Origin of the sequence: Cellulomonas jepli (assembly GCF_047229345.1) — a bacterium.
Classification (GTDB): domain Bacteria; phylum Actinomycetota; class Actinomycetes; order Actinomycetales; family Cellulomonadaceae; genus Cellulomonas_A.
In genome coordinates this window covers 1-23,774 of sequence record NZ_JBFTER010000075.1, presented here as the reverse complement: position 1 = coordinate 23,774, position 23,774 = coordinate 1, and the positions used below count along the sequence as shown (strand labels likewise).

Sequence of the window (23,774 nt, the reverse complement as noted above, 5' to 3'; positions counted from 1 at the left end):
AGGAGCAGCGGGATCACCATGGCGAGCACCATGTGCTGGACCATGTGCGCGCTGAACAGCACGTGCCCGTACATCGCCGGGCCGCCCGACGTCGTCCAGAAGAAGACCGCGAGCCCGGAGACCCACATCGCGGTCCGCTGCCACGGCCACGTGTCGCCGCGCCGGTGCAGCCGCCGGACCCACCGCACGTAGACGACGACCCCGGCGACCGCGGCGCTCGCGAACAGCAGGTCCCAGCGCCACTCGGTGAACCAGCGCACGAGCGTCGGCTCGGGCGGGAGGACGTGGCCCGTGACGATCTCGGCGGGCGTCGGGCTCGTCGGCGGCTCCTGCGGCACGGGCGGCGCGGTCGACGACAGCGCGACGGCGACGCCGGAGACGGCGCCCATGACGGCGACCTCGACGGCGACGACGCGCCAGAACAGCCACCCCGCACCGGGCCCGGCGCCGGGCGCCGCGAGCCGGGGCAGCGCCGCTCGCCGGTGCGCCGCGCCGAGCAGGCCGAGGACGACGAACAGCGCGGCCTTGACCAGCACGAGCACCCCGTAGCGCGTCCCGAGCCCGTCGAGGCCGCCGAGCCGGATGACGGCGTTGACCAGGCCGGAGACGGCGACGAGCACGAAGCACCAGCCGGCGACCACGGAGTAGCGCTCGACGCTCGGGCGCAGGTCGTCCCCGAGCCGGCCGGCGAGCACGGCGAGCGCGGCGAGCGCCCCGATCCAGACGGCTGCGCCGACGAGGTGCAGGAACATCGAGCTCGTCGCGAGCTCGTGGCTCGTCGCACCGGCGGCGTGGCCGCCCTGGGCCTGCTGCCACAGCGCGACGACCGTGAGCCCGGCGCACCAGGCGGCGCCCGTGGGGGTCTGCACGACGAGCGCGAGCGCGGTGACGGCGGCCGCGACCGCGACGATGCCGAGCTGGTTCCGGCCGAGGTCGACCTGCGTGACGTAGAAGCCCAGCTCCTCGCCGAACGTCGACGAGCCGAGCGGGCGCCCGGACACGCTCGCGTAGCGGAGCACGAGGCCCGCGACGGACAGGACCGTCCACGTGCCGGCGGCGACGGCGGCGAGCGTGAGGCTGCGCGCGTAGGCGGTGCGGGCGGTGGCGGCGGAGCCGGGGGCGGCGGGGCCGGTGGGGGTGGGGGCGGCGGGGCCGGTGGGGGTGGGGCGGGTCGGTGCGTGGCCGGTGCGGGAGGGGCCGGCGGCGGTCCGGAGCGGGAGGATGCCGACCGCGAGCACGAGCGCGCCCAGCGTCAGCGACCCCGCGAGCTCCGTGAGCGTCGTGGTGACGGGCAGCCCCCAGCGGACGAGCGCCCCCGGGTCCGCCAGGACCGTCGGCAGCGCGGCCCGCGAGAACCACACGCCGAGGACCGCGGCCACGACACCGGCGAGCGCCAGGGCGCCGAGCCGCACGACCGCACCGCGCCCGGCCGCCGGGGCGTCGGCGGCGGGGCGCACGGTCGCCGGGGTGCGCGTCGAGGTCACCCCTCCATCATCGCCCGCAGCGGCGTGCCCGCGAGCCCCGGGGGACGTGAGGTACGCCGCTCGCACCGACCTCCGGCACGGGGACGCCTCCCCGCCGCCGTCCGGCGCGGCGCTGGGGATGACGACGATCGCGTCGGCACGCGGATCGGCCTGAGGTGCAGCTCGTGGCACGGCCGGCGGGCGGGGCGTGCGGAGTTGCACCTTCCGTAGCGTCATGTGGTCCGGTGGACCCACGTCCCGTCCCCCGAGGAAGGCCCCACCCATGTCCTTGGCCTTTGTCCCGCCGCGCCAGGTCAGGATCGGTGACGCGGCGTCGTTCGTCGGCACCACACCACGGGCGATCCGTCACTACCACGCGATCGGCCTGCTCCCGGAGCCCGAGCGCGGCAGCGACGGCCGCCGTCGCTACGGGTACGAGGAGATGATCCGGCTGCTGTGGGTCCGCAGGATGGCCGACGCCGGGATCGGCCTGGACGACATCCGTGACGCCTTCGCGGACACGCCTCCTGCCGGCGCCGACAGCGACCACGACGTCGCGGGCATCCTGGAACGGCTGGAGGGAACACTCGCCGCCCAGGAGGCGGAGCTGCGGCGCCAGCGGGCCGCGGTGCAGCGCATGCGCACCCGCGGCAGCAGGATGGGGCTGCTGTCCGACTTCGTGACCGACCGCCTCGACGACCTGCCCGAGGGCTCCCTGCGCCAGGCCGACCTGGACGACCTGCTGGTCATCGAGCGGATCTTCGGCCCGCTGGGTGCGGCCGTCCATGCCTCGCGCTCCATCGCCGTGGCCACCCACCCGGGTCTGCGGGAGGCGTCCGACCGCGTCGACGCCGCCGAGGAGGCGCTCGACGACACGGTCGCCGTCGACGACCCCCGCGTGGCACAGGTGGCGGCCGAACGCCACGCCTTCGAGCTGGCGCTGGACGCCGTCCTCGAGGACTCCGGCCTGGCGCAGCGTGACGACGAGCTCCTCGACGCCTGGGAGGCCCTGCACCCCGCGTCCGCCGAGGACGAGACCGGCCAGGGCTCGGGCCGGGGGCACGCTCGCGTGAGCGCCGCCCGCGCCGTCGGGATGATGCCCTACGACCTCTCCCCCGCCCGCCTGCGCTGCATGGAGCTGGCCGTCGAGCTCGCCGCCCAGGGCGCGCCCGACGCCGAGGGGGCACGTCGGCCCGACGCGCCTGTCGATTCCGGCGCGGCCCGTCCGTCAGTGTGGTGACGGGCCGCACGGGGCGGCCCACAGGAGGAGCGACATGACGCAGTACGCCATCTACTTCCACCAGCAGTGGGTCGGTGACCACCCGGCCGAGTGGTTCCAGAGCCGCGTGGAGCCCAGCACGGCGGTCGTCCGTGAGATGGAGGCGGCCGGGGTGCTGGTCTTCGCCGGCGGGCTCGAGGAGGACCTGGCCGACGCGTTCAGCGCCGACGCGACGAGCGGGACCCTGGCGATCACCAACGGCCCCTACACCGAGACCACCGAGTACCTGGGCGGCATCACGATCATCGACGTGCCCGACGTGGAGACCGCCAGGATGTGGGCGGGCAGGGTCGCCGAGGGGTGCGGCTGGCCCCAGGAGGTCCGGGTCATCCGGTAGGCACGGGGACGCGGGGTCGTGCGGTCAGCCGGTGAGGAACGCCTCGACGACGGGGCCCAGCACGGCAGGGTCGGCCACGTGGCCCTCGACCTCGAGGGTGTGGCGCCGGGCGTCGGCCAGCACGGCCGCGTCCGCCGCCGCACCGAAGAAGTCCACGGGGAGCCCGGTCATGTGCGGGTCGATCGCGATGCCGGTCGTCAGGAGCACCGGCTGCCGCACCCGCGCGAGCCGGTGCGCGGGCGGCGGGCCGTCGCCGAGGCATGCGGCGTCATACCGCAGCGTCGGCGCCAGCGCACGGAGGGCGGGCCACACGGGGGCCGCCTCCGCGCCCGCGATGTCCTGCTCGGTGGAGCCGGCGAGCCGCATGAACAGCCGCAGCGCCTCGTCGACGTCGCCGGCGTCGAGCACGACGTCGAGCTGGCGCCGGTACGCCTGCCAGGCGGAGACCATCGCGTCGTCCACCTGGTACGGCACCTCGTGGACGGCGATCCGGTCGACGGGGAGCCCCGCGGCCGCCGCCTCGAGAGCGAGCGCCCCTCCGGTCGACGCCCCGAACAGGTGCGCCCGCCCTCCGGCTGCGTCGATCACCGCGGCGAGGTCGTCGACCTCCCGCCCGACGGCGTAGGGCCGGCTGTCGCCGCTGTCGCCGCGGCCGCGCCGCCGGTAGGTCACCACGGCGAACCGGTCGGCCAGGTGCTCGCCGAGGGGACGGTTCTCCGCGCCGTCGTCGAGGCCGCCCCCGACGAGCACGAGTGCGGGCCCGTCGTCGCTGAGCCGGTCGTAGCCGATCACCGTGCCGTCGGCTGAGTGGACGTGCGGCATCGTTCTCTCCTCGGGACGTGACACCGTCGGCGGTCGTCAGGCGCGTGCAGGTACGTCGCGGAGCACCCGGTAGGTCGCGGTGACGGCGCCCTTCGGCGAGACCGTGGCGCCCTCGACGGCGAGATCCACCCCGTCCAGCGACACGTTCTCCACGACCAGCAGCGTTCCCATGTCGTTCTCCGTCCATCGAACGGACCGCTTTGGTCCGTTTCCTCGACGCTAACGGACCGGAGCGTTCCGTTCAAGGGGGTAGTGTCGTCCCGTGCCCCAGACCACGCCGCGCCGCGGTGGTCGCGCCCGCGAGGCCGCCGTGAACGACAGCCGCATCTTCGACGCCGCGCGAGCCGTCTTCACCCGCGACCCTCGGGCGCCGGTCGCCGAGGTGGCCGCCGCCGCCGGTGTCGGCAAGTCGGCCCTGTACCGGCGCTACGCGAGCAAGGAGCTGCTGCTCCGAGCCGTGGCGGAAGACGTCACCCGCCGGTTCGTGACGCTCATCGAGGAGGCTCACGACGCACTCGACGAGGGCGTCGGCGCAGGGACGGTCCTGCTGCAGTTCCTGACCGACGTGGTCGACGCGGACCTGCACGCCGTGCTCACGGCCACCGCGGGCCTGTTCACCCCGACACCGTCGGACGTGCGGCTCAGCCGGGCCGGCGCCGCACGCGGCGAGCAGCTCGTCGCCCGGCTCCACGCCGGCGGAGCCCTGCGCGCCGACGCCACCTGGAACGACCTCAACGACTGGGTGGCGGCGATCGGCGAGGTCACCAGCTTCGCGCCCGAGCGCATCGCCCCCCGGCGTCGGCGCATGGTCGCCGCCCTCGTCGGCGGCCTCGGCAGCGCTGCCCTCCCGCTGCCCGCACCGGCACCCGCACCGGTCGACTACTGGCCCCCGGGCCTCCCCGGCTTCGCGGACCGCGACGACGTGCCCGTCGACTGACGCCTGCGAGGGGCAGCGGCGGACCGGACCGGACGGTCCCGTCGTCGCGCGCGCCGTCGAGGGACCGCGGCCGGCCGGCGGCGCGCAGCCCGGGACCCGACGGGCGCGCGTCCGCCGCTCACCTCCGGGAGGCCGAGGCGGCGCTCCGGGAATAGTGTCGTGAAGCAACCAGTTGCGTCGACGGCTGGACCTGGCCGACGCCTGCACCCTCCCCGGACCGACCGTCCGGGCCCCCCGCACTCCGCCCCTCCGAGAGGCCCGCGTTGTCCACGACCCCAGCCCCCCCGTGTCGCGCCGCCCGCCACGGCGGCCGCACCGGCATCCGGCCCCACGCACCGCGAGATCGTCACGATCCTCGCGGGGCTCATGCTCGGCATGTTCCTCGGTGCCCTCGACCAGACGATCGTCGCGACGTCGATCCGCACGATCGGCGACGACCTGAACGGCCTGTCGCTCCAGGCGTGGGTCACGACCGCGTACCTCATGGCGTCGACCATCACGACGCCGCTGTACGGCAAGCTCTCCGACATCTACGGGCGCAAGCCGTTCTACCTCCTCGCGATCAGCCTGTTCGTCGTGGGCTCGCTGCTGTGCGGCACGGCCGACTCGATGTACCAGCTCGCGATCTACCGCGGGGTGCAGGGCCTCGGCGCGGGCGGTCTCATGGCGCTCGCGATCACGATCCTCGGGGACCTCGTCCCGCCGCGTGAGCGCGCGCGCTACCAGGCGTACTTCCTCGCCGTGTGGGGCACGTCGTCGGTCATCGGGCCGGTCATCGGCGGGTTCTTCGCCGGGGCGGACACGATCCTCGGGATCGACGGCTGGCGCTGGATCTTCCTCGTCAACGTGCCGCTCGGGGCCCTCGCGATCGTCGTCGTCGCGCGCGTCCTGCACCTGCCGCCCGTGCGCCGCGTCCGGCACCGCATCGACTGGCCCGGTGCCCTCATGCTCGTCATGGGGCTCGTGCCGCTGCTGCTCGTCGCCGAGCAGGGCCGTGAGTGGGGCTGGACGTCGTCGCGCGCGCTGCTCTGCTACACCGTCGGGCTCGTCGGGCTCGGGCTGTTCGTGCTCGCGGAGGTCGTCGCCAAGAAGGACGCGCTGCTGCCGCTGCACCTGTTCCGCAACCGGACGTTCTCGGTCGGCGCCGGCGCGAACGTCGTCATCGGGCTCGGGATGTTCGGCGGGCTCGCGACGCTCCCGCTGTACCTCCAGATCGTCAAGGGCCTGAGCCCGACCCAGGCCGGCCTCACGCTCATCCCCTTCACGCTCGGCATCATGGCCGGCTCGATCATCACCGGGCAGCTGACCTCGCGGACCGGGCGCTACAAGTGGTTCCCCGTCATCGGCACCGTGCTCATGGGCGTCGGTGCGCTGATGTTCTCGCGCCTGACCCCCGACACCGCGCTCGTCGAGGTGTTCGCCGACTCGATCGTGTTCGGGCTCGGGCTCGGCTTCACGATGCAGCCGCTCGTGCTCGCGGTGCAGAACGCCGTCCCGGTGCAGGACATGGGCGTCGCCACGTCGTCGTCGCTGTTCTTCCGGCAGGTCGGCGGGACGCTGGGGACCGCGGTGTTCCTGTCGATCCTGTTCTCGACGGTCGGGGAGAACATCCGCGCCGCGTTCACGAGCCTCGCCCGCACGCCCGACTTCCAGGCGGCGCTCGCCGACCCGGCGGTCGTCGCGGACCCGGCGAACGCGCCGGTGCTCGACATGGCGCAGGGCGGGGGCGGCGGCATGCCGTCGCTCGACGACTCCTCGTTCATCAACGCCCTCGACCCGCGGCTCGCCCGGCCGTTCCTCGACGGCTTCTCCGAGTCGATCAGCACCGTCCTGCTCATCGCGGCGGCGGTCATGGTCCTCGGCGTGATCCTCACGGTGCTGCTCCCCGAGCTGCCGCTGCGCAACGTCTCGGGCATCCAGGGCCGGCTCGAGGACGAGGCCGCGGCGGACGCGGCGGCGGCCGACGCGGCGGCGGCAGCCTCGGGTGCGACGGCGCCGGGTGCGACGGCGCCGGGTGGGACGGCGCCGGTGGCTGCTCACGCGACGACGGCTCCGGCGTCCGGTGCCAGAGACGCGACGGGACCGACGCCCCGGGACGCGCTGCGCGACGGTCAGGGAGACCGGCCGGGCGACTGAGCCCGTCGGGGCCCGTCAGGCGCGGGCGATCGTCCGGAGCTGCTCGCCGTCCGCCACGACGCGGTTCTTGCCGCCGACCTTCGCGAGGTAGAGCAGCCGGTCGGCGACGCCCACGAGCTCCTCGGGGTCGGTCGGCCGGTCCGTGTGCGTCACGCCGATGCTCACGGTGACGGCGAGCCCGGGCGCGCGGCTGCCCAGGTCGAGCGCGGCAGCCCCGGCGCGGATCCGCTCGCACAGCGCGAGCGCGTCCTCGGCGGAGGTCGACGGCATCGCGACGACGAACTCCTCGCCGCCGACGCGCGCGACGACGTCGTCGGCCCGGCCGAGCGTCTGCAGGGTGCGGGCGACCTCGCGCAGCACGAGGTCGCCGACGGGGTGCCCGAACCGGTCGTTGACACCCTTGAAGTCGTCGATGTCGAGGACGGCGACCGCGAGGCCGACCGCGTCGGGCGTCGCCGCGAGGTGCAGCATCGCCTCGTCGAGCGCGCGTCGGTTGTTGAGGCCGGTCAGGGGGTCGCGCCGGGACAGCACCCGCAGCTGCGCGGCCAGCTCGTGCGAGCGGCTGAGCGCCTCCTCGAGCTCCTCGGTGCGCGCCGAGACCCGCGACTCGAGGTCCTTGTTGACCTCCGCGAGGTGCCGGGCGAGCTCCTCGGCCCGGACCTTCTGGTCGACGGCCGACGTGAGCGCGGAGTCCATCGCGGCCCGCTGCACGACCGCGGTCAGCGCGGTGACGCACGCGATCGCGACGCAGTAGACGGCGAGCTGGTCGGGCGTGATCGCGGCCAGCCGCCAGTCGAACGCCCGCGCGAGCACCACGCCCTCGGCGATCGCGGCGAGCAGCACCACCGGGACCCACCGGGCGCGCACGAGCGCACCGGCGATCGTCACGAACACGGCCATGAACAGCGGCGAGTAGCTGCCGTCGCGGCCGTGCACCGACGGCACGACGAGCACGCCGAGGAGCTGCACGATGAGGATCGCGGTCGCCACCCCGAGGTGCCCGCGCCGCGCGACGAAGGCCGCGGTGAAGCTCAGCGCCGACGCGGCGAGCAGCGTCACGACCGTCGCCGAGGCGTACGGGAGCACGGTCACGACCGGCGTGAGCAGCAGCGCGAGGATCCCGAGGCCCGTGCCGACGGCGACCACGAGGGACGCGCGGCTGCGGTGCACGAGGTCGGGCTCGGGCACGACGAGGACGCGCCTGACCGCGGCGACGACCCGACGCACGTGCGTCCCTCCGCTCGGACGACCTTTCCTGACGCCCCACCCATCGGCACGACCACGACGTTCTGAGCACTCGACGCGCGCACCGGACCGTCGACAGGATCACAGGGACCACCGACATCCGCAGCGCGGGACGGTCCGCCCGCGCCTCGGCCCTCCTCCACGACGCACGACGCCCGGAGCCCCCGTCCACGCGGGACGGGGGCTCCGGGCGAATCGGTCCGGCCGGTGGGCCGGAGGTGGGTCAGGCGGCGGACCGGCGCCGCAGCACCACGAGGGCGCCGCCCACGAGCACGGCCGCGAGCGCGATGCCACCGAGCTCGCCCGCCTCGAGACCGGTCGCCGCGAGGGCCCCGCGCGCACCGGAGCGGCTCGCGGCGGGAGCCGTCGCGAGGACCGTCACGTCGGTCCACCCGAGGACGTTCCCCGCCCCGTCCACGACGACCAGGCGCTGGGTACCGGTCGCGGTCCCCGCGGGGACGGTGACGCGCACGGTGCCGTCGGCCGCGACGTCGTGGTACCCGAGGCCCGCGGGCGCGGACCCGAGCCAGACGTACACGAGGTCGCCCGGGGTCAGCCCCGTGAGCGTGACCGTCGAGCCCGCGACGACCGGCGCGAGAGCGCCGAGCGGCCCGCGGTCGGCGGCACCGAGCGACCCGGGGTCCGGCGCCGGCGGCGCGCTCAGGTGGGCGTTGTCCAGGACGAGCCGCAGGTCGGAGACCGCGGCTCCGGCACGCAGCTCGATCACCTGCGCGGTGGCGAAGCTGTTGCCGCCCACCCAGTAGTACGTGAAGCCGGTGACCGAGGCACGGATCCGGTAGGTGCCCGCGGGGATCGCCGTCACGGTCGAGAAGTCGATGTCGCCGTTCTCCCGCGCGAGGAAGTGCGTCACGACCGACTCGTCGGGGGCGACGACCTCGACGACGAGACCCGCTGCGCCCCACTCCCTGTCGGCCACCACGGAGCCCGCGAGCGTGCCGCCCACCTGGTGCACGAGGTCCGCCACGCGGGCGTCCTCCTGGGCGCCGAGCGTCACCCAGGGGGTGCCGGGGAGCGCGAGCGTGCCGCCGAGGAAGGCGGGGACGACCATCGAGCCGGCGGGCGGGGCGACCTGCACCGTGTACATCCCGGCCCCGAGGCCCTCGAAGGCGTAGGTGCCGTCGGCGCCCGTCGTCGTCCGTGCGACGACGGCGGGCTGGCGGCGCTCGCCCCACAGCGCGACCGGGGCACCGGCGACCGGCTGACCGGCGCCGTCGACGACCCGGCCGGCGAGCGTCGACTCCCCCGGCAGGTCGACGTCGACCCCGGTGCGCGTCCCCGTCGTGCCCGTGAGGTCGACGGTGCCGAAGACGTTCCCGACGCGCTGCCACCACACGGACGCGAGCCCCGAGCCGGCCGGCGGGACGACGCGGACCTTGTACGAGCCCGGCGGCAGCCAGCCGACGGTCCAGGTCCCGTCGGCGCCGGTCGTGACCGTGCGCGCGGGCCCGTCGGTCCCCGGGCCGCGGCGCAGCTCGACGGCGGCCCCGGCGACCGGTGCGCCGCCCGAGGTCACGCTGCCGGTGACCGTGTTGTCGCTGAACTGGATGTCGACACCGCCGCGCGCCTCGCCCTCGGCGAGCGTCACGGAGGACTGCTCGCCGAACGCGCCGTACGGGGTGCCGTCCCAGTGCAGCAGGTACGGCTGCCCGGGGCGCTGGAACCAGACGCGGTAGCTGCCGGCGGCGAGCCCGCCGACCGTCCAGGTCCCGTCGGCAGCGGTCACCGGGAAGGACCCGGGCTGCACGCCGCTCAGGAGCACCTGGACGCCGGCCAGGGGTGCGCCGGCGGCGTCGAGCACGCGCCCGGAGAGGGACCCGGTGGCGGCCGCGGCTGCGACCGCGGCGGACCCGGCGTCCGGTGCCGGGGCTGCCGGCGTGGGAGCCGCCGGGGTGACCTCGGGCGTCGCGGCGGGCTCCGCGGCGTCGGTCGGCTCGGGGTCCGTGCCGGCGGGCTCGCCGGCCTCGGGAGCCGCCGTGGGCGCGGTGGCGTCGCCGGGCTCCGGGGTCGGCGCGGTCGCCTCGACGGGAGCCGCCTCGACGGCGAGCGGGGCCTCCGCCGGGGTGTCGAGCGCGTGCGCCGCACCGGCGGGCCAGCACAGGGACGCAGCCAGCAGCGCGGCGGCGGTGACGCGGGCGGCGTGGTGCGGTCGGGGGTGCGCGGCGAGCGGGCGCGGCAGGGCTGCGGGTGCTTCGGTCTCGTTCACGGGAGCCTTCACGGTCGGCGCGGGGTGTCCGCGGTGCCCGGTGCCGGTCTGCGCGCCGGAGTTCAGGGCGGGAGCAGGGTATCGGCCGGGACCGTCGCGGACAGGTGAATTCGCACGTCAGGTCGCCCTTCGTGCCGGTCGGCGTCGGTCACCGGACGTGCCGCGCCGCGGACCGGGGACCCGAGCGGTGCCGGCACGACGCCCCGACCCCCGCGCGGGCCGGCGGTCGGACGCGTGGGTTGACGTCACCCGTTCGTGCGCTAGTTTAGGCGAGCCTTACTTAGGGGAGCCTCACCAACCCCAGGGCCTCACCTGCCCTTGATCGCCTCACCTCACCGGGAGCCTCCGCGTGCACGAGCTGCTGTCCTCCGCGACCGCCGACCACTACACCGCGATGATGCGGGAGACGGTCGACCGCCTCGCGGACCGCTTCCGTGAGACCCGTCAGCCCTTCTCGGGCGCGAGCCGCCACGAGCTGGGCGCGCTCGTCGACGCCGTCGACCTCGACGGACCGGGCCGGGGCACCGCCGCCGCGCTGCGCGAGGTCGACGAGCTCTTCGTGCGGAACGCCGTCTGGTTCCACCACCCCGACTACGCCGCGCACCTCAACTGCCCGGTCGCGCTCCCCGCGGTTGCCGCGGAGGCGGTCGTCGCCGCGGTCAACGCCTCGCTCGACACCTACGACCAGTCGACCGCCGGGACGCTCATGGAGCGCCGGCTCGTCGCGTGGACGGCGGCCCGGATCGGCTTCGCCGAGGGCGACGGCATCTTCACCTCGGGCGGCACGCAGTCGAACCTCCAGGCGCTGCTGATCGCCCGCGACCACGCGCTCGCCGGGCCGGGCGTCCTCACCGGGGAGCTGGCGGGTGCCGCGACCGCGCCGACGCTCGACCGGCTCGTCGTCCTCGCGACCGCGTCGAGCCACTTCAGCGTGCAGAAGTCCGCGCGCCTGCTCGGCCTCGGCGACGACGCGGTGATCGGCGTCGCGACGGACGAGCTCGGCCGGATGCGCCCCGACGTCCTCGCCGCGACGCTCGACGCCGCGCGTGCCGCCGGGCGGGTGCCCATGTGCGTCGTCGCGACCGCCGGCACGACCGACCGGGGCTGCATCGACCCGCTCGGCCCGATCGCGGACGCGTGCGACGCGGCCGGGGTCTGGCTGCACGTCGACGCGGCCTACGGGTGCGGGCTGCTCGTCTCGCCCACGCGGCGGCACCTGCTCGACGGCATCGAGCGTGCCCGGTCCGTGACCGTCGACTACCACAAGAGCTTCTTCCAGCCCGTCTCGTCGAGCGCGCTCGTCGTGCGCCACGGTGCGGACCTCGCGCCCGTCGCCTGGTACGCGGACTACCTCAACCCCGAGGGCAGCGGCGAGCCCAACCAGGTCGACAAGTCGCTGCAGACGACGCGCCGGTTCGACGCGCTCAAGCTCTGGGTCACGCTCCGCGCGCTCGGCGCGGACCGCCTCGGCGAGATGTTCGACGCGGTCGTCGACCTCGCCGCCGCCGCGCACGACCTCGTCGAGCACGACCCCGACCTGCGCCTCGTGGGCCGGTCGCAGCTCAGCACGGTGCTGTTCCGCTACCAGCCGCCCGGCGTGCCCGACGCCCGGGCCGACGCGCTCGTCCCGCTCGTGCGCCGCGCGCTGTTCGACTCGGGCCGCACGATCGTCGCGAAGACCGTCGTCGACGGCCGGGCCTGCCTCAAGCTCACGCTGCTCAACCCCGACTCGACCGTCGATGACGTCCGGCGCGTGCTGGGTGCGGTGCGCGACGCCGCCGCGGCGCTCGACGCCGGGCGCGAGCTCGCGACCGGCCTGGACCGCGAGCTCGACGCGGTGCTCGACGGCGACCTCGACGGGGCGCTCGCGTGGTGAGCGGCGCGAGGGCGACGGGTGGGCTCGGCGCGACGAACGCGAGCGCGGCGGGCGGTGGGCACGTGCACGACGTCGTCGGCATCGGCATCGGCCCGTTCAACCTCGGGCTCGCGTGCCTGACCGCGCCGCTCGACCTCGACGCGGTGTTCCTCGACGCGGCCGACGAGTTCCGCTGGCACCCCGGCATGATGATCGACGGCGCGACGATCCAGGTCCCGTTCCTCGCGGACCTCGTCACGATGGCCGACCCGACGTCGCCGTACTCGTTCCTCAGCTACCTCAAGGCCACGGGCCGGCTGTACGCGTTCTACATCCGCGAGAGCTTCTACCCGCTGCGCGCCGAGTACGACGCGTACTGCCGGTGGGCCGCCGCGCAGCTCGACTCGCTGCGCTGGGGCCGTCGCGTCGTCGCGCTCGAGGTCGACCCGGACGACGCCGACCTGTGGCTGGTCCGGGCGGTGCGGGGCGGGCCCGCGAGCACGGCCGGCACCGAGGAGACCTACCGCGCGCGCCACGTCGTGCTCGGCACCGGGACCTCGCCGGTCGTGCCGGCCGCGCTGCGCGGGCTCCTCGGGCCCGACGGCTCGGGCACCCCGGGCGGCACGGGCGACCCGGCGGGTGGCCTCGCCGTGCACAGCGCCGACTACCTGCCGCACCGCGAGCGCCTCGCCGCCGCGCCGTCGGTCACGGTGATCGGCAGCGGGCAGTCGGCGGCGGAGGTGTACCGGGACCTGCTCGGGACGCTCCCGGGGCGCGACGCGCGGCTCGACTGGGTCACGCGCTCGCCGCGGTTCTTCCCGATGGAGTACACCAAGCTCACGCTCGAGCTGACCTCGCCCGAGTACACCGACCACTTCCACGGGCTCCCGCACGAGCAGCGGCGCGCGCTCGGCCGCGATCAGCGGTCGCTGTACAAGGGCATCAGCGGCCCGCTGATCGACGAGATCTACGACACGCTCTACCGGCTGAGCCTCGACGGCCCGGTGCCGACGACCCTGCTCACCGACACCGAGCTGCTCGCCGCCGACCGCGACGACGCCACGGGCGAGTACGTGCTGCGCCTGCGGCACGCGCAGCTCGACGAGGTGCACGAGCGGCGGACCTCGGCGCTCGTGCTCGCGACGGGGTACGCCGCGCAGGTCCCCGAGTTCGTGCTCGGCGTGCGCGACCGGCTCGACTGGGACCCCGACGGGCGGTTCGCCGTCGCGCGCGACTACACGGTCGACGGCGGGCACGGGCGCGTGTTCGTGCAGAACGCCGAGGAGCACACGCACGGCCTCACCGCTCCGGACCTCGGGTTCGGGGCCTGGCGGAACTCGTCGATCCTCGCGTCGATCACCGGGCGCGAGGTGTACCCCGTCGAGCGGCGCATCGCGTTCCAGGAGTTCGGGGTGCCGGGCGACGCACGCCGGGTCGAGCACGCGGCGGGCGCCCGGTGAACGGGTCGACGAGCACGGCCGGGGCTGCACCGAGCACGGCACCCGTGGCGACCGGTGCCGCACCCGCGCGCGGCCCGTGGACCGCTCCCCCGTCCCCCGTCGGGCACCTGAGCCTCGCCCGCGTCGACGCCGCGGCGGACGCGGCCGTCGTGCACGGGTGGCTGGCCCACCCGGCGTCGGCGTTCTGGCAGATGACGCACCTGTCCCCGGGCGACGTGCGGGACTACCTCGCGGGCGTCTCGGCCGACCCGTACCAGAACGCGTGGTTCGGGCGGGTCGACGACGTCCCGACGTTCCTCGTCGAGACCTACGACCCCGCGTGCCTGCTGCTCGCCGACGTGCCCGAGGTCGAGCCCGGCGACCTCGGCATGCACCTGCTCGTCGCGCCGCCCGGGGACGCCCCCGTGCACGGGCTCACGTCGGCGGTCATGGCCGCGACCGTGCGCTTCTGCTTCGACCGCCTCGGGGCGACCCGCGTCGTCGTCGAGCCCGACGTGACCAACACCCGCATCGCCGCGAAGAACGCCGCGGCCGGCTTCCGCGTGCTGCGCGAGCTCGAGCTGCCCGGCAAGCGCGCGCACCTCGCCGTGTGCACGCGCGCCGACTTCGACGCCAGCCCCCTCGGACGGAGCGCCGCATGACCCTCACCGACACGACCACGCCGACACCGACGAGCCCGTCCGCCGCAGCACCCACCCACCGCCTCGATCCCGCGGCGCACCTGCGCCCGGAGCCGATGGCCGTCGCGCACCGCCACCTCGTCGCGAAGGCGCTCGCGGAGTTCTCCCACGAGCGCCTCCTCGCACCCGTGCCCGACCGGGCGGGCGGGACGTACCGCGTGACGCTCGACGGCGGCCGTGTCGTCTACCGCTTCCGCGCGCGCCGCACCGCGCTCGAGCACTGGACGGTCGACGAGGCGTCGTTGACGCGGGACGTCGACGGCGGGCCCGCGCCCCTCGACGCGCTCGACCTCGTGCTGGAGCTCCAGCCGCTGCTCGAGATCCCCGACGCGCTGCTCGCGGTGTACCTCGAGGAGCTCTCGTCGACGCTCGCGAGCGCCGCGTACAAGGCGCACCACGGCGGTCCGGCGGTCGCCGAGCTGCTCGGCGCCGACCTCGCGACCGTCGAGCGCGCGATGACCGAGGGGCACCCGGGCTTCGTCGCGAACAACGGGCGCATCGGCTTCGGGGTCGGGGAGCACGCGGCGTACTCGCCCGAGGCCGCGGCGCCCGTGCGGCTCGTGTGGCTCGCGGTGCGGCGGGCGTCGAGCCACCTCGCGCTCGGCGCCGGGGTCGACGAGGACGCGTTCTACCGCGCCGAGCTCGGCGTCGCCACGCTCGGCCGGTTCGCGGCGCACCTGCGCACCGTGGGGCTCGACCCGGCGGACTACCGCTACCTGCCCGTGCACCCGTGGCAGTGGGAGCACCGCGTCGCGATCACGTTCGCGGCCGACGTCGCGCGCCGCGACCTCGTGCTGCTCGGCGAGGGCGACGACGAGTACCAGGCGCAGCAGTCGATCCGCACGCTGCTCAACCGCTCGCGCCCCGACCGGGACTACGTCAAGGTCGCGCTCGCGATCCAGAACATGGGGTTCCTGCGCGGCCTGTCCCCCGCGTACATGCGCGCGACCCCGGCGATCAACGACTGGGTCGCCGAGCTCGTCGCGGGCGACCCGACGCTCGTCGAGGCCGGGTTCCGGGTGCTGCGCGAGCACGTGTCGATCGGCTACACCGGCGACGTCTACCACCGCACCGCGCAGCCGAGCGCGCACCGCAAGATGCTCGCCGCGCTGTGGCGGGAGAGCCCGGTGCCGCGCGTCGAGCCGGGTCAGCGCCTCGCGACCATGGCCTCGCTGCTGCACCGCGACGCCGCCGGGGACGCGTTCGTCACGGCCCTCGTCGGCGCGTCGGGCCTCGCCCCGCACGAGTGGGTCCGCCGGTACCTGCACGCGTACCTGCGTCCGCTCGTGCACTGCCTGCGCGCGCACGACCTCGCGTTCATGCCGCACGGGGAGAACCTGATCCTCGTGCTCGACGGCCACGCGGTCGCCGGCGCGTTCATGAAGGACATCGGCGAGGAGATCGCCGTGCTCAGCGACCGTCCGCTGCCCGCGGACGTGGCGCGCGTGCGTGCGGTCGTCGACGACGACGAGAAGGCGCTCGCGATCTTCACCGACGTGTTCGACGGGTTCTTCCGGCACCTCGCCGCAATTCTCGACGCGGACGGCGTGCTGCCCGAGGCCGAGTTCTGGGCGCTCGTCGGCGAGTGCGTCGACCGGCACGCCGCCGACCACCCCGGCCTCACGAGCGGCGTCGACCTGCGCGCGCCGCGGTTCGCGCACTCGTGCCTGAACCGGCTCCAGCTCCGCAACACGCTGCAGATGGTCGACCTGACCGACCAGTCGGGCTCGCTCATCTACGCCGGGACGCTCGCGAACCCGATCGCGCGCGACGTGGTGGTCGCCGCGTCATGACCGCCGAGCTGTTCCGCGACGCGTGGGGGGTCCCCCACGTGCGCGCCGCCGACCACCTCGAGCTCGCCGAGGCGCAGGGCCGGGTCACCGCGCTCGACCGCGGCTGGCAGATCGAGGTCGACCGGTGGCGCGCCGAGGGCCGGCTCGCGGAACGCATCGGCCCGGCCGGGCTCGCGTGGGACCGGTTCGCGCGGCAGGCCCGGCTCGCCGACACCGCGCGGCGCGCGTACGACGCGCTCGACGACGACGTGCGCGCCTGGGTCGACGCCTACGTGCGCGGCGTGGACGCGGGGCTCGACGCCGCGCCGCGCCCGGTCGAGCTCGCGGCGCTCGACGAGCGGTTCGGGTCGACGACCCCGCGCGAGCCGTGGCCGGCGTGGGCGCCGCTCGGCGTGATGCTCGTCGCGCACGCGCTGTTCTCGACGTTCCCACGGGTGCTGTGGAACGCGCACGTCGCGCGGACCCTCGGCGCCACCGGGCTGGCCGTCCTGGGCGGCGCCGACCCCGCCGAGGCGCAGGGCGCGGGCGCGGAGCCGGGCGCCGTGACGGGCCCGCGCGACGGCAGCGCGCCCGACGACCCGACCGAGGCCGGCGGCGTGCCCACGTCGGGCAGCAACGCCTGGGCGCTGCACGGCTCCCGCACCGCGAGCGGCCGCCCGCTCCTGGCCGGCGACCCGCACCGCCTGCTCGAGCTGCCCGGCGTCTACCAGCAGGTCCGCCTCGCCTGCCCGGGCGTCGACGTCGTCGGGCTCGCGTTCCCCGGCGTCCCGGGCGTCCAGCACTTCGGGCACACCGGCACGGCGGCCTGGGGCATCACGAACGCGATGGCGCACGGCGTCGAGGTGTTCCGCGAGCGCGTGCGCCTGCGCGGGGACGACGCCGAGGCGCTCGGGCCCGACGGGTGGGAACCTGCCGAGCGGCTCGTCGAGCGCGTCGCGGTGCGCGGCGGGGCGGGCGTCGAGGTCGAGGTCGTCGAGACCGCGCGGGGCGTCGTGCTCGCCGCGGAGCCGCTCGGCCGTACCCCGACGACGCGCGAGGGCCGTGCAGCGGGCACGGCGGACGGCACGACGGGTCCGACGGTCGACGGGGCGACGGGCGCGACGACGGACCCGGTACGCGGGGCGACGGACGAGCCGGCCGCACCCGAGGGCGTCGTCGTGCACAGCGTCCGGTTCCCGGCCCGCGCGACGGCCGACCTCGGCTTCGCGAGCCTCCTGCCGCTGCTGCGCGCCCGCACGGCGCACGACGTCGTCGGGGCGCTCCGCGGCTGGGTCGACCCGGTCAACCGCGTGCTCGCGGCCGACGCGGACGGCACGGTGCTGAGCGCCACGGTGGGCCGCGTCCCCGCCCGCCCGCGCACCGAGCGGCGCCTCCCGCAGGACGCGTGGACGCCCGCCGGACGCCCCGCCCCGTGGCTGGGTCCGGTCCCGCCGGTCGAGGTGACGGACGCCGCCGTCGACGCCAACGAGCGCCCCGAGCGCGCCGAGGTCGACCTGGGGCTCGCCTACGCACCACCGCACCGCGCGGACCGCATCCGCGCCCTGCTGCACGAGCGACGTGCGGACCGCCTCGACCCCGAGGACATGAGCGCGATCCACGCCGACACGCTGCTCGGCGGGGCCGCCGCCCTGCTCGCGCGGGTCGAGCACAGCGACGACCTCACGCCCGCCGCCGAGCAGGTGCGCGCCCGGCTCCTCGCCTGGGACCGGCACATGGACGCGTGCAGCGTTCCCGCAGCGACGTTCGCCGCGTGGCGCTCGGCCCTCGTCCGGCGGTTCGCCGCGCACCCCGCGCTCGCGCCGCTGCACGCCCCGCACCCGCACGGCGACGTGCTCGACCCCTGGTTCTCCGTCGCCGCGCGTGCGGCCGACGCCCTGCCCCGGCTGCTCGACGGCGCCGCGCTCGGCATCGACGCGGCGCACGAGGTCCGCGAGGCGCTCGAGGAGGTCGCGGCGAGCACAGCCGTCGACGGCGCCTGGGGCGACCGGCACCGGGTGCTCGCGTCGCACCTGCTCGACGAGGTCCCCGGCTGCTCCGGCCCGACCGTCCCCGACGTGCCGCTCGCGGGCGACGGCGACTGCGTGCGCTGCACCGGCACGACGCCGTCGCTCACCGACCGGGCGTGGCGCGGCTCGGTCGCGCGCTGGGTCTGGGACCTCGCCGACCGCGAGCGCAGCCGCTGGGGCGTGCCGTTCGGCGCGAGCGGCGACCCGCGCAGCCCGCACTTCACCGACCAGAACCCGCTGTGGGCCCACGCGTCGACCGTCGAGGTCGTGACCGACTGGGACCGGCTGACCCCCGAGGAGCTCGCGTGACCACCGCACACCCGTCCGCCCCCGCACCGGCGACCGCCGCAGCCGCTGCCCCTCCCGCCGAGCACGTCCGCCTGCTCGCCGGCCCGCGCGGCGCGACGGTCGACGAGCGCGTCGTCGAGCCCCTCGGCCTGCTGCGCACGACCGTGCTCGACCCGGTCGCCGACCTCGGCACGATCCACGCGTGGGTCACGCAGCCGGGCACCGAGTTCTGGGGCCTCGGTCACCTCACCCGCGAGGAGCTCGGCGAGCTGTACGCGTACGTCGACTCCCTCGAGACGCACCACGCGTTCGTCGTGCGGCTCGGTGACGAGCCGCTCGCGCTGCTGCAGACGTACGACCCGCACCACGACCCCGTCGGCGAGTGCTACCCGGTGCAGCCGGGCGACGTCGGGCTGCACCTGCTGATCGGCTCACGCGGCAGCGCACCGGCGCCCGGCTTCACGTCGCACCTGCTCCGGTACCTCACCGACGTCCTGCTCGGTCAGCCGGGCGCCCGGCGCCTCGTCGTCGAGCCCGACGTCCGCAACGAGCGTGCCGTCGCCCGCATGGTCCGCTCGGGCTTCGAGCTCGGCCCGGAGATCGACCTGCCGGACAAGCGGGCCCGCCTCGCGTTCCTCACCGCCGGCGCAGCGGCAGCGGCCGCGACCCCCGCGCCCCGCTGACGACGCGTCGTCGACCCGACACCCCCTCCCGACACCCACCCGGAGACACCCGTGCCCACGATCACCGTCACCCACGCCCCGAGCGGCCTCGTCACCGCGCACGTCGAGCGCACGCAGCAGATCAGCCCGCACGTGGTCCGCGTGACCCTCGGCGGGGAGGACCTGCGCCGGTTCGAGCGCCGCGGGTTCGACCAGTGGTTCCGCCTCGCGGTGCCCGTCGACGACCACGCGCGCCTCGACAACCTGCCCTCGCGCCTCGACACGCGCGGCTACCTCCGGTACCTGACCCTCCCGCGCGCGACCCGCCCGGTGATCCGCAGCTACACGGTGCGCGAGGTCCGACCCGAGGTCCCCGAGCTCGACATCGACTTCGTGGTGCACGGCACCGACGGCGTCGCGGGCCCGTGGGCGCAGCGGACCTTCCCGGGCGACGAGGTCGCGCTCATCGACCAGGGCTGCGGGTGGGCGCCGGTCCCCGCCGACTGGACGCTCCTCGTCGCCGACGAGACGGGTCTGCCTGCGGTCGCGGGCATCCTCCGGGACCTGCCGCGCAACGCCGTCGGGCACGCGCTCGTCGAGATCCCCGACGCCGACGACGCGCAGCACGTCGACGCGCCCGAGGGCATGGCGGTGCACTGGGTCGTCCGGGCGCCCGGGGACCGGCCCGGTGCGCGCGCACTGGAGCACGTCCGCGAGCTGTCCTGGCCGTCGGGCGTGCCCTACGCGTTCGCCGTCGGCGAGTCGGGGCTCGCGACCGGGGTGCGCCGTCACCTCGTCGGCGAGCGCGGCGTCCCCAAGGCCAACGTCACGTTCTGCGGCTACTGGAAGCTCGGCAAGAGCGCCTGATCCGTGAGGACGCGACGCACGGCGACCCCGTGCGTCGCGTCGCGGCGGATCGGCCTGAGCGCCCGTCGCGCACGGCCGGAGACGGAGCGGCCCGATCCGTCGTGCTGCGCCGGGGCCCGGTCAGGCGGGCGCGCGTCCGTCCGCGAGGCTCAGGTACGCCGCCGGCACCGCGTCCGCGAGCCACACGCCGTTCGCCGACCGGTAGAGCACGAGCCCGTCGTCCTGCATGCGCCGCGCGTCGACGTGCAGGATCACGGGCCGCCCGTGCCGGCGCCCGACGGCCACGGCGGTGTCCCGGTCCCCGGAGAGGTGCACGTGCTGGCGCCCGCGCGGCTCCAGCCCGGTCGCGAGGATCGCGTCGAGCGTGCGCTCGGCCGTCCCGTGGAACAGCACGTCCGGGGCGGCGACGGGCACCAGGCCGAGGTCGACCGCGACGCTGTGCCCCTGGCTCGCGCGGATCCGCGTCCCGTCCTCGCTGAACGCGAACCGGCGCTTCTCGTTCTGCTCGACGACCGCGTCGAGCCGCTCGCGCGTGAGCGGCAGACCCGCCGCGACGGCACCGGCGAGCAGGGCGTCCACGTCCGCCCAGCCCGACTCGTCGAGCGTCAGCCCGGCGCGGGCCGGGTCGTGCCGCAGCACGAGGCTGAGGAACTTGCTGAGCGGCACGAGCGCGGCGTCCATGCGCGCAGTCTGCCGGAGCACCACGGTGCCCGCGGCCCGGCGCGGCGTTCCCTCCCGCGGCGCTCACCCGGATGCCGCACGCCGGTCCGTGGACGCGCCGGGCGGGGTGCAGGATGGAGCCCGACCGACCCGCCGACCCCTGAGGAACCCATGACCGGCACGGGTGCGAGCACGGCCGAGTACGACGCGTTCGGCCCGCGGATCGACGAGGTCCGCTCCCCGCAGGACGTCCCGCGGCTGTTCCGCACGCACCCGCTCGACCTCGATGCCGCGCACCTCGTGCTCAAGGTCCCGCGCAACATCTCCCGCCGCGACGCGACCGCCGACATGGACCTGTACGACCACCTCGTCGTGCTGGCCCACGACGAGCTCACCGTGCTCACCCGGCTCGAGGCGCTGACCGACGCCGGCGAGCCACCCGCGTCGCTCGACGACCACGCGCGCGGGTACCGGACGTGGTCGTCGCGGCCGGCCGACGTCGTCGCGCTGCGCGACGTCACGAGCATGCTCGACGCCCGCCTCGACCTCCTCACGCAGGACGGCCGCGCACTGACCCTGCGGTACAGCGGCTCCGCGGCGGACGGGGTGCAGCGCCTGGTCGACGCCGTCCGCGCCGCGCACGACGGCCGCAGCCCGCACGACGGGAGCCCGGCGCGGGGTGAGCGCACGGTGGACGACGACGGCACCACGCAGCTCGCCGGCAGCGCGCGGGTCACGCTCACGAAGCCTGCCGCCCCGGTTCCACCGACGGGGTACGGGCCCGCGTCGTCCGTCCCCGCACCGCCCGTCCCCGCGTCGCCCGACCCCGCACCGCCGACCGACCCGCCGCTCGCCCCGTCGGTGCTCGGTCCTGAGGACGTCGGGCTCGTCACCTCCTACCGCGAGCTGGCCCGGCGCCTGCCGCAGCTACGGCTCCTCGCGCTGCACCCGCGCCGGCGCGTGCGCCCCGCGGCGTCCGACGCCCTCGCGCAGGTGCTGCACGCGGTGTCGCCCGCGACGCTGCACGGGGCGGTCGTCGGTCAGGACGAGCGGTGGCTCGAGGTCCTCGGGCGTCGCGCGTGGCTGACGCGCGGCCGGGCCCCGGACCACTCACGCTCCCGGCTGACCGTCGCGCGCTCGGCGATCCGCGGCGTGCACGCAGCGCCGCACCCCGTGTACGGCGGGGTGACGCAGGTGACGCTCTCGCTCGTGCTCGGCGGACCGGGCGTCGAGCTCGCCGTCCCGACGGGCTCGGACGCGGAGCGGGTGCTGCTCGCCGGGCGGTGAGCCGTGGAGCGAGCACCCGCGACCCGACCCGGACCCGTGCACCCGGCGCGCCCTGACCCGACCGCCACCTCACGGCGCAGGACGGGTCCGGCTCAGGCGTCGGGCGTCGGCGTCACTGCCTGGGGTGCCGGTGCCAGGTCGTACGTGACCCACGGCGTCGCCGTCGCGTGCTGGTCGTACAGCGCCCGGGCCCGCGCGTTGTCGGCCGCGGTGATCCAGCGCACGACGGTGAGCCCCTCCGCGGCGGCGTACCGCTGCAGGTGCTCGAGGACGGCCGTGCCGACGCCCTCGCGCCGGCGGTCCGGGTGCGTCACGAGGTCGTCGAGGTACAGGCCGGTGGACGCCGCGAGCGGGCGGGCGAACCGGCGCACGTGCGCGAGCCCGCCCAGCCGGCCCTCCGCGTCGGCGGCGACCCACGCCTCGACCTCGTGGGCCGGGTCCAGCGCCCACGCCCACACCGTGTCGAGCGCCGACTCGTCGTCGGGCACCTCGTAGAACTCCCGGTAGGCGCGGTACAGCGAGCGCCACGCCTGCTCGTCGGCGGGCGTCACCCGGCGGACCGTCCACGTGCTCATCGTCGTCCCCTGACCGGACCCACGGGCGGGGTCCGCCGCGACCCTAGCCAGCGGCGGCGACGCGCTCGTCGCGCGTCCGTGCCCGGCAGCGCCCGTGCGTGCCCGTCCATACCCGGCAGCGCCCGTCCGGGTCCGTGCGTGCCCGGCAACGGCTGGCCGGCCCGTGCGTGCCCGGCACCGGCTGGCAGCGCTCACCGCCCGCCGACGCCCGCCCGGTCAGCCCCAGACGAGCCCCTGCGCCGGGTCCTCGAGCACCTTCGCGACGTCCGAGAGCACGCGCGCCCCGAGCCCGCCGTCGACGAGCCGGTGGTCGAAGCTCAGCGCGAGCTGCGTGACGTGCCGGACGCGGATCTTGCCCTTGTGCACCCACGGCTGCTCGCGGATCGCGCCGAACGCGAGTATCGCCGCCTCGCCCGGGTTGAGGATCGGGGTGCCGGTGTCGATCCCGAAGACCCCGACGTTCGTGATCGTGATGGTCCCGTCGCTCATGTCCGTCGGGGTGGTCTTCCCGGCGCGCGCGGTCGCGGTGAGCTCGGCGATCCCGACGGCGAGCTCCTTGAGCCCCATCCGGTGCGCGTCCTTGATGTTCGGGACGACGAGCCCGCGCGGCGTCGCGGCGGCGATGCCGAGGTTCACGTAGTGCTTGTAGACGATCTCCTGCGCCGCGTCGTCCCAGCTCGCGTTGATCTCGGGGTGCCGGTCGACCGCCAGGATCAGGGCCTTCGCCGCGACGAGCAGCGGCGTGACCCGCACGTCCGTGAACTCGCGGTCCTCGCGCAGCCGGGCGACGAGCTTCATGGTCCGCGTGACGTCGACCGTGTGGAAGACCGTGACGTGCGGTGCGGTGAACGCGCTCGCGACCATCGCCTCGGCGGTCCGCTTGCGCACCGACTTGACCGGGACGCGCGTCTGGCGGCCGTCGTCGGACACGGTGCCCTGCGCGAGCCACGGGGCGTCGTCTCCGGCGTAGGTCGCGAGCGCCCGCGGCTGGGCGCTCGCCTGGTAGGCGACGACGTCCTCGCGCGTGACGATGCCGCCCGGTCCCGTCGGGTTGACCGAGCCGAGGTCGATGCCGAGGTCGCGCGCGAGCTTCCGGACGGGCGGCTTCGCGAGCGCACGCTCGGAGGCGGCGGTCCGTGCCGCGGCCGCACCGTTCGGCGCCGCACCGGCGGCGCCGCGCGTGGGCGCGGCGGTGGCC

General features: G+C 75.9%; 20 protein-coding genes. 12 read left to right on the top strand and 8 right to left on the bottom strand.

Features of this window, described 5'->3' with window-relative positions:
• Positions 1-1,484 (bottom strand): cytochrome c oxidase assembly protein (locus AB6N24_RS16230; protein ID WP_412870421.1); only part of this gene is annotated, 1,484 nt, incomplete at its 3' end.
• Positions 1,485-1,746: 262 nt separating this feature from the next.
• Here AB6N24_RS16230 and AB6N24_RS16225 point away from each other — a divergent pair.
• Together AB6N24_RS16225 and AB6N24_RS16220 are read left to right on the top strand one after the other, a co-directional pair.
• Positions 1,747-2,703, top strand: a complete 957-nt coding sequence (locus AB6N24_RS16225) for a MerR family transcriptional regulator (RefSeq protein WP_412870420.1) — start codon at positions 1,747-1,749, stop codon at positions 2,701-2,703.
• Between the two features lie 34 nt (positions 2,704-2,737).
• Positions 2,738-3,079, top strand: a complete 342-nt coding sequence (locus tag AB6N24_RS16220; RefSeq protein ID WP_412870419.1) for a YciI family protein — start codon at positions 2,738-2,740, stop codon at positions 3,077-3,079.
• A 24-nt stretch (positions 3,080-3,103) separates the two neighbouring features.
• Here AB6N24_RS16220 and AB6N24_RS16215 read toward each other — a convergent pair whose 3' ends face one another.
• On the bottom strand, positions 3,104-3,901 hold the full coding sequence (locus AB6N24_RS16215) for an alpha/beta fold hydrolase (protein ID WP_412870418.1): 798 nt from the start codon (positions 3,899-3,901) through the stop codon (positions 3,104-3,106).
• A gap of 36 nt (positions 3,902-3,937) precedes the next feature.
• Positions 3,938-4,072, bottom strand: coding sequence for a hypothetical protein (locus tag AB6N24_RS16210; protein ID WP_412870417.1), 135 nt, complete (start codon positions 4,070-4,072; stop codon positions 3,938-3,940).
• A 91-nt stretch (positions 4,073-4,163) separates the two neighbouring features.
• Here AB6N24_RS16210 and AB6N24_RS16205 point away from each other — a divergent pair, with 91 nt between their 5' ends.
• Entirely contained in the window at positions 4,164-4,838 is a 675-nt protein-coding gene (locus AB6N24_RS16205; RefSeq protein WP_412870416.1) for a TetR family transcriptional regulator, read from the top strand.
• A gap of 366 nt (positions 4,839-5,204) precedes the next feature.
• Positions 5,205-6,974, top strand: a complete 1,770-nt coding sequence (locus AB6N24_RS16200; protein WP_489672060.1) for an MDR family MFS transporter — start codon at positions 5,205-5,207, stop codon at positions 6,972-6,974.
• 15 nt (positions 6,975-6,989) lie between these two features.
• Here the strand turns inward: AB6N24_RS16200 and AB6N24_RS16195 are convergent, their stop codons facing one another.
• Both AB6N24_RS16195 and AB6N24_RS16190 read right to left on the bottom strand, forming a co-directional pair.
• Positions 6,990-8,201: a GGDEF domain-containing protein gene (locus AB6N24_RS16195; protein WP_412870415.1), complete on the bottom strand. Its 1,212-nt coding sequence runs from the start codon at positions 8,199-8,201 to the stop codon at positions 6,990-6,992.
• A gap of 241 nt (positions 8,202-8,442) precedes the next feature.
• Entirely contained in the window at positions 8,443-10,443 is a 2,001-nt protein-coding gene (locus AB6N24_RS16190; RefSeq protein ID WP_412870414.1) for an MSCRAMM family protein, read from the bottom strand.
• Between the two features lie 394 nt (positions 10,444-10,837).
• Between AB6N24_RS16190 and AB6N24_RS16185 the strand changes: the two genes are divergently transcribed.
• From AB6N24_RS16185 to AB6N24_RS16155, 7 genes are read left to right on the top strand one after another with little or no spacing between them, the layout of a single operon-like run.
• On the top strand, positions 10,838-12,319 hold the full coding sequence (locus AB6N24_RS16185) for a pyridoxal phosphate-dependent decarboxylase family protein (protein WP_412870422.1): 1,482 nt from the start codon (positions 10,838-10,840) through the stop codon (positions 12,317-12,319).
• Positions 12,316-13,758, top strand: coding sequence for a lysine N(6)-hydroxylase/L-ornithine N(5)-oxygenase family protein (locus AB6N24_RS16180; RefSeq protein WP_412870413.1), 1,443 nt, complete (start codon positions 12,316-12,318; stop codon positions 13,756-13,758). Before AB6N24_RS16185 ends, AB6N24_RS16180 begins: the two co-directional genes overlap by 4 nt.
• A gap of 44 nt (positions 13,759-13,802) precedes the next feature.
• A complete protein-coding gene (locus tag AB6N24_RS16175) occupies positions 13,803-14,399 on the top strand; it encodes a GNAT family N-acetyltransferase (protein ID WP_412870412.1) in 597 nt (198 codons plus the stop codon).
• A complete protein-coding gene (locus AB6N24_RS16170; RefSeq protein WP_412870411.1) occupies positions 14,396-16,231 on the top strand; it encodes an IucA/IucC family protein in 1,836 nt (611 codons plus the stop codon). Before AB6N24_RS16175 ends, AB6N24_RS16170 begins: the two co-directional genes overlap by 4 nt.
• The gene (locus AB6N24_RS16165; RefSeq protein WP_412870410.1) at positions 16,228-18,546 is read left to right on the top strand and encodes a penicillin acylase family protein; all 2,319 of its coding nucleotides are present in this window, start codon (positions 16,228-16,230) and stop codon (positions 18,544-18,546) included. Before AB6N24_RS16170 ends, AB6N24_RS16165 begins: the two co-directional genes overlap by 4 nt.
• Positions 18,543-19,208, top strand: a complete 666-nt coding sequence (locus AB6N24_RS16160; protein WP_412870409.1) for a GNAT family N-acetyltransferase — start codon at positions 18,543-18,545, stop codon at positions 19,206-19,208. The genes AB6N24_RS16165 and AB6N24_RS16160 overlap by 4 nt, the downstream gene beginning before the upstream one ends.
• Positions 19,209-19,259: 51 nt before the next feature.
• Positions 19,260-20,054 carry a siderophore-interacting protein gene (locus tag AB6N24_RS16155; protein ID WP_412870408.1) on the top strand — a complete coding sequence of 265 codons (795 nt, stop codon included), beginning with the start codon at positions 19,260-19,262 and terminating at the stop codon, positions 20,052-20,054.
• A gap of 120 nt (positions 20,055-20,174) precedes the next feature.
• Here AB6N24_RS16155 and AB6N24_RS16150 read toward each other — a convergent pair whose 3' ends face one another.
• Positions 20,175-20,735, bottom strand: a complete 561-nt coding sequence (locus AB6N24_RS16150) for an RNA 2'-phosphotransferase (protein WP_412870407.1) — start codon at positions 20,733-20,735, stop codon at positions 20,175-20,177.
• 150 nt (positions 20,736-20,885) lie between these two features.
• Here AB6N24_RS16150 and AB6N24_RS16145 point away from each other — a divergent pair, with 150 nt between their 5' ends.
• Positions 20,886-22,001 carry a hypothetical protein gene (locus AB6N24_RS16145; RefSeq protein WP_412870406.1) on the top strand — a complete coding sequence of 372 codons (1,116 nt, stop codon included), beginning with the start codon at positions 20,886-20,888 and terminating at the stop codon, positions 21,999-22,001.
• 92 nt (positions 22,002-22,093) lie between these two features.
• Here the strand turns inward: AB6N24_RS16145 and AB6N24_RS16140 are convergent, their stop codons facing one another.
• Positions 22,094-22,576 carry a GNAT family N-acetyltransferase gene (locus AB6N24_RS16140; RefSeq protein ID WP_412870405.1) on the bottom strand — a complete coding sequence of 161 codons (483 nt, stop codon included), beginning with the start codon at positions 22,574-22,576 and terminating at the stop codon, positions 22,094-22,096.
• Positions 22,577-22,792: 216 nt separating this feature from the next.
• A partial coding sequence (locus AB6N24_RS16135; protein ID WP_412870404.1) for a dihydrolipoamide acetyltransferase family protein occupies positions 22,793-23,774 on the bottom strand: 982 nt, incomplete at its 5' end.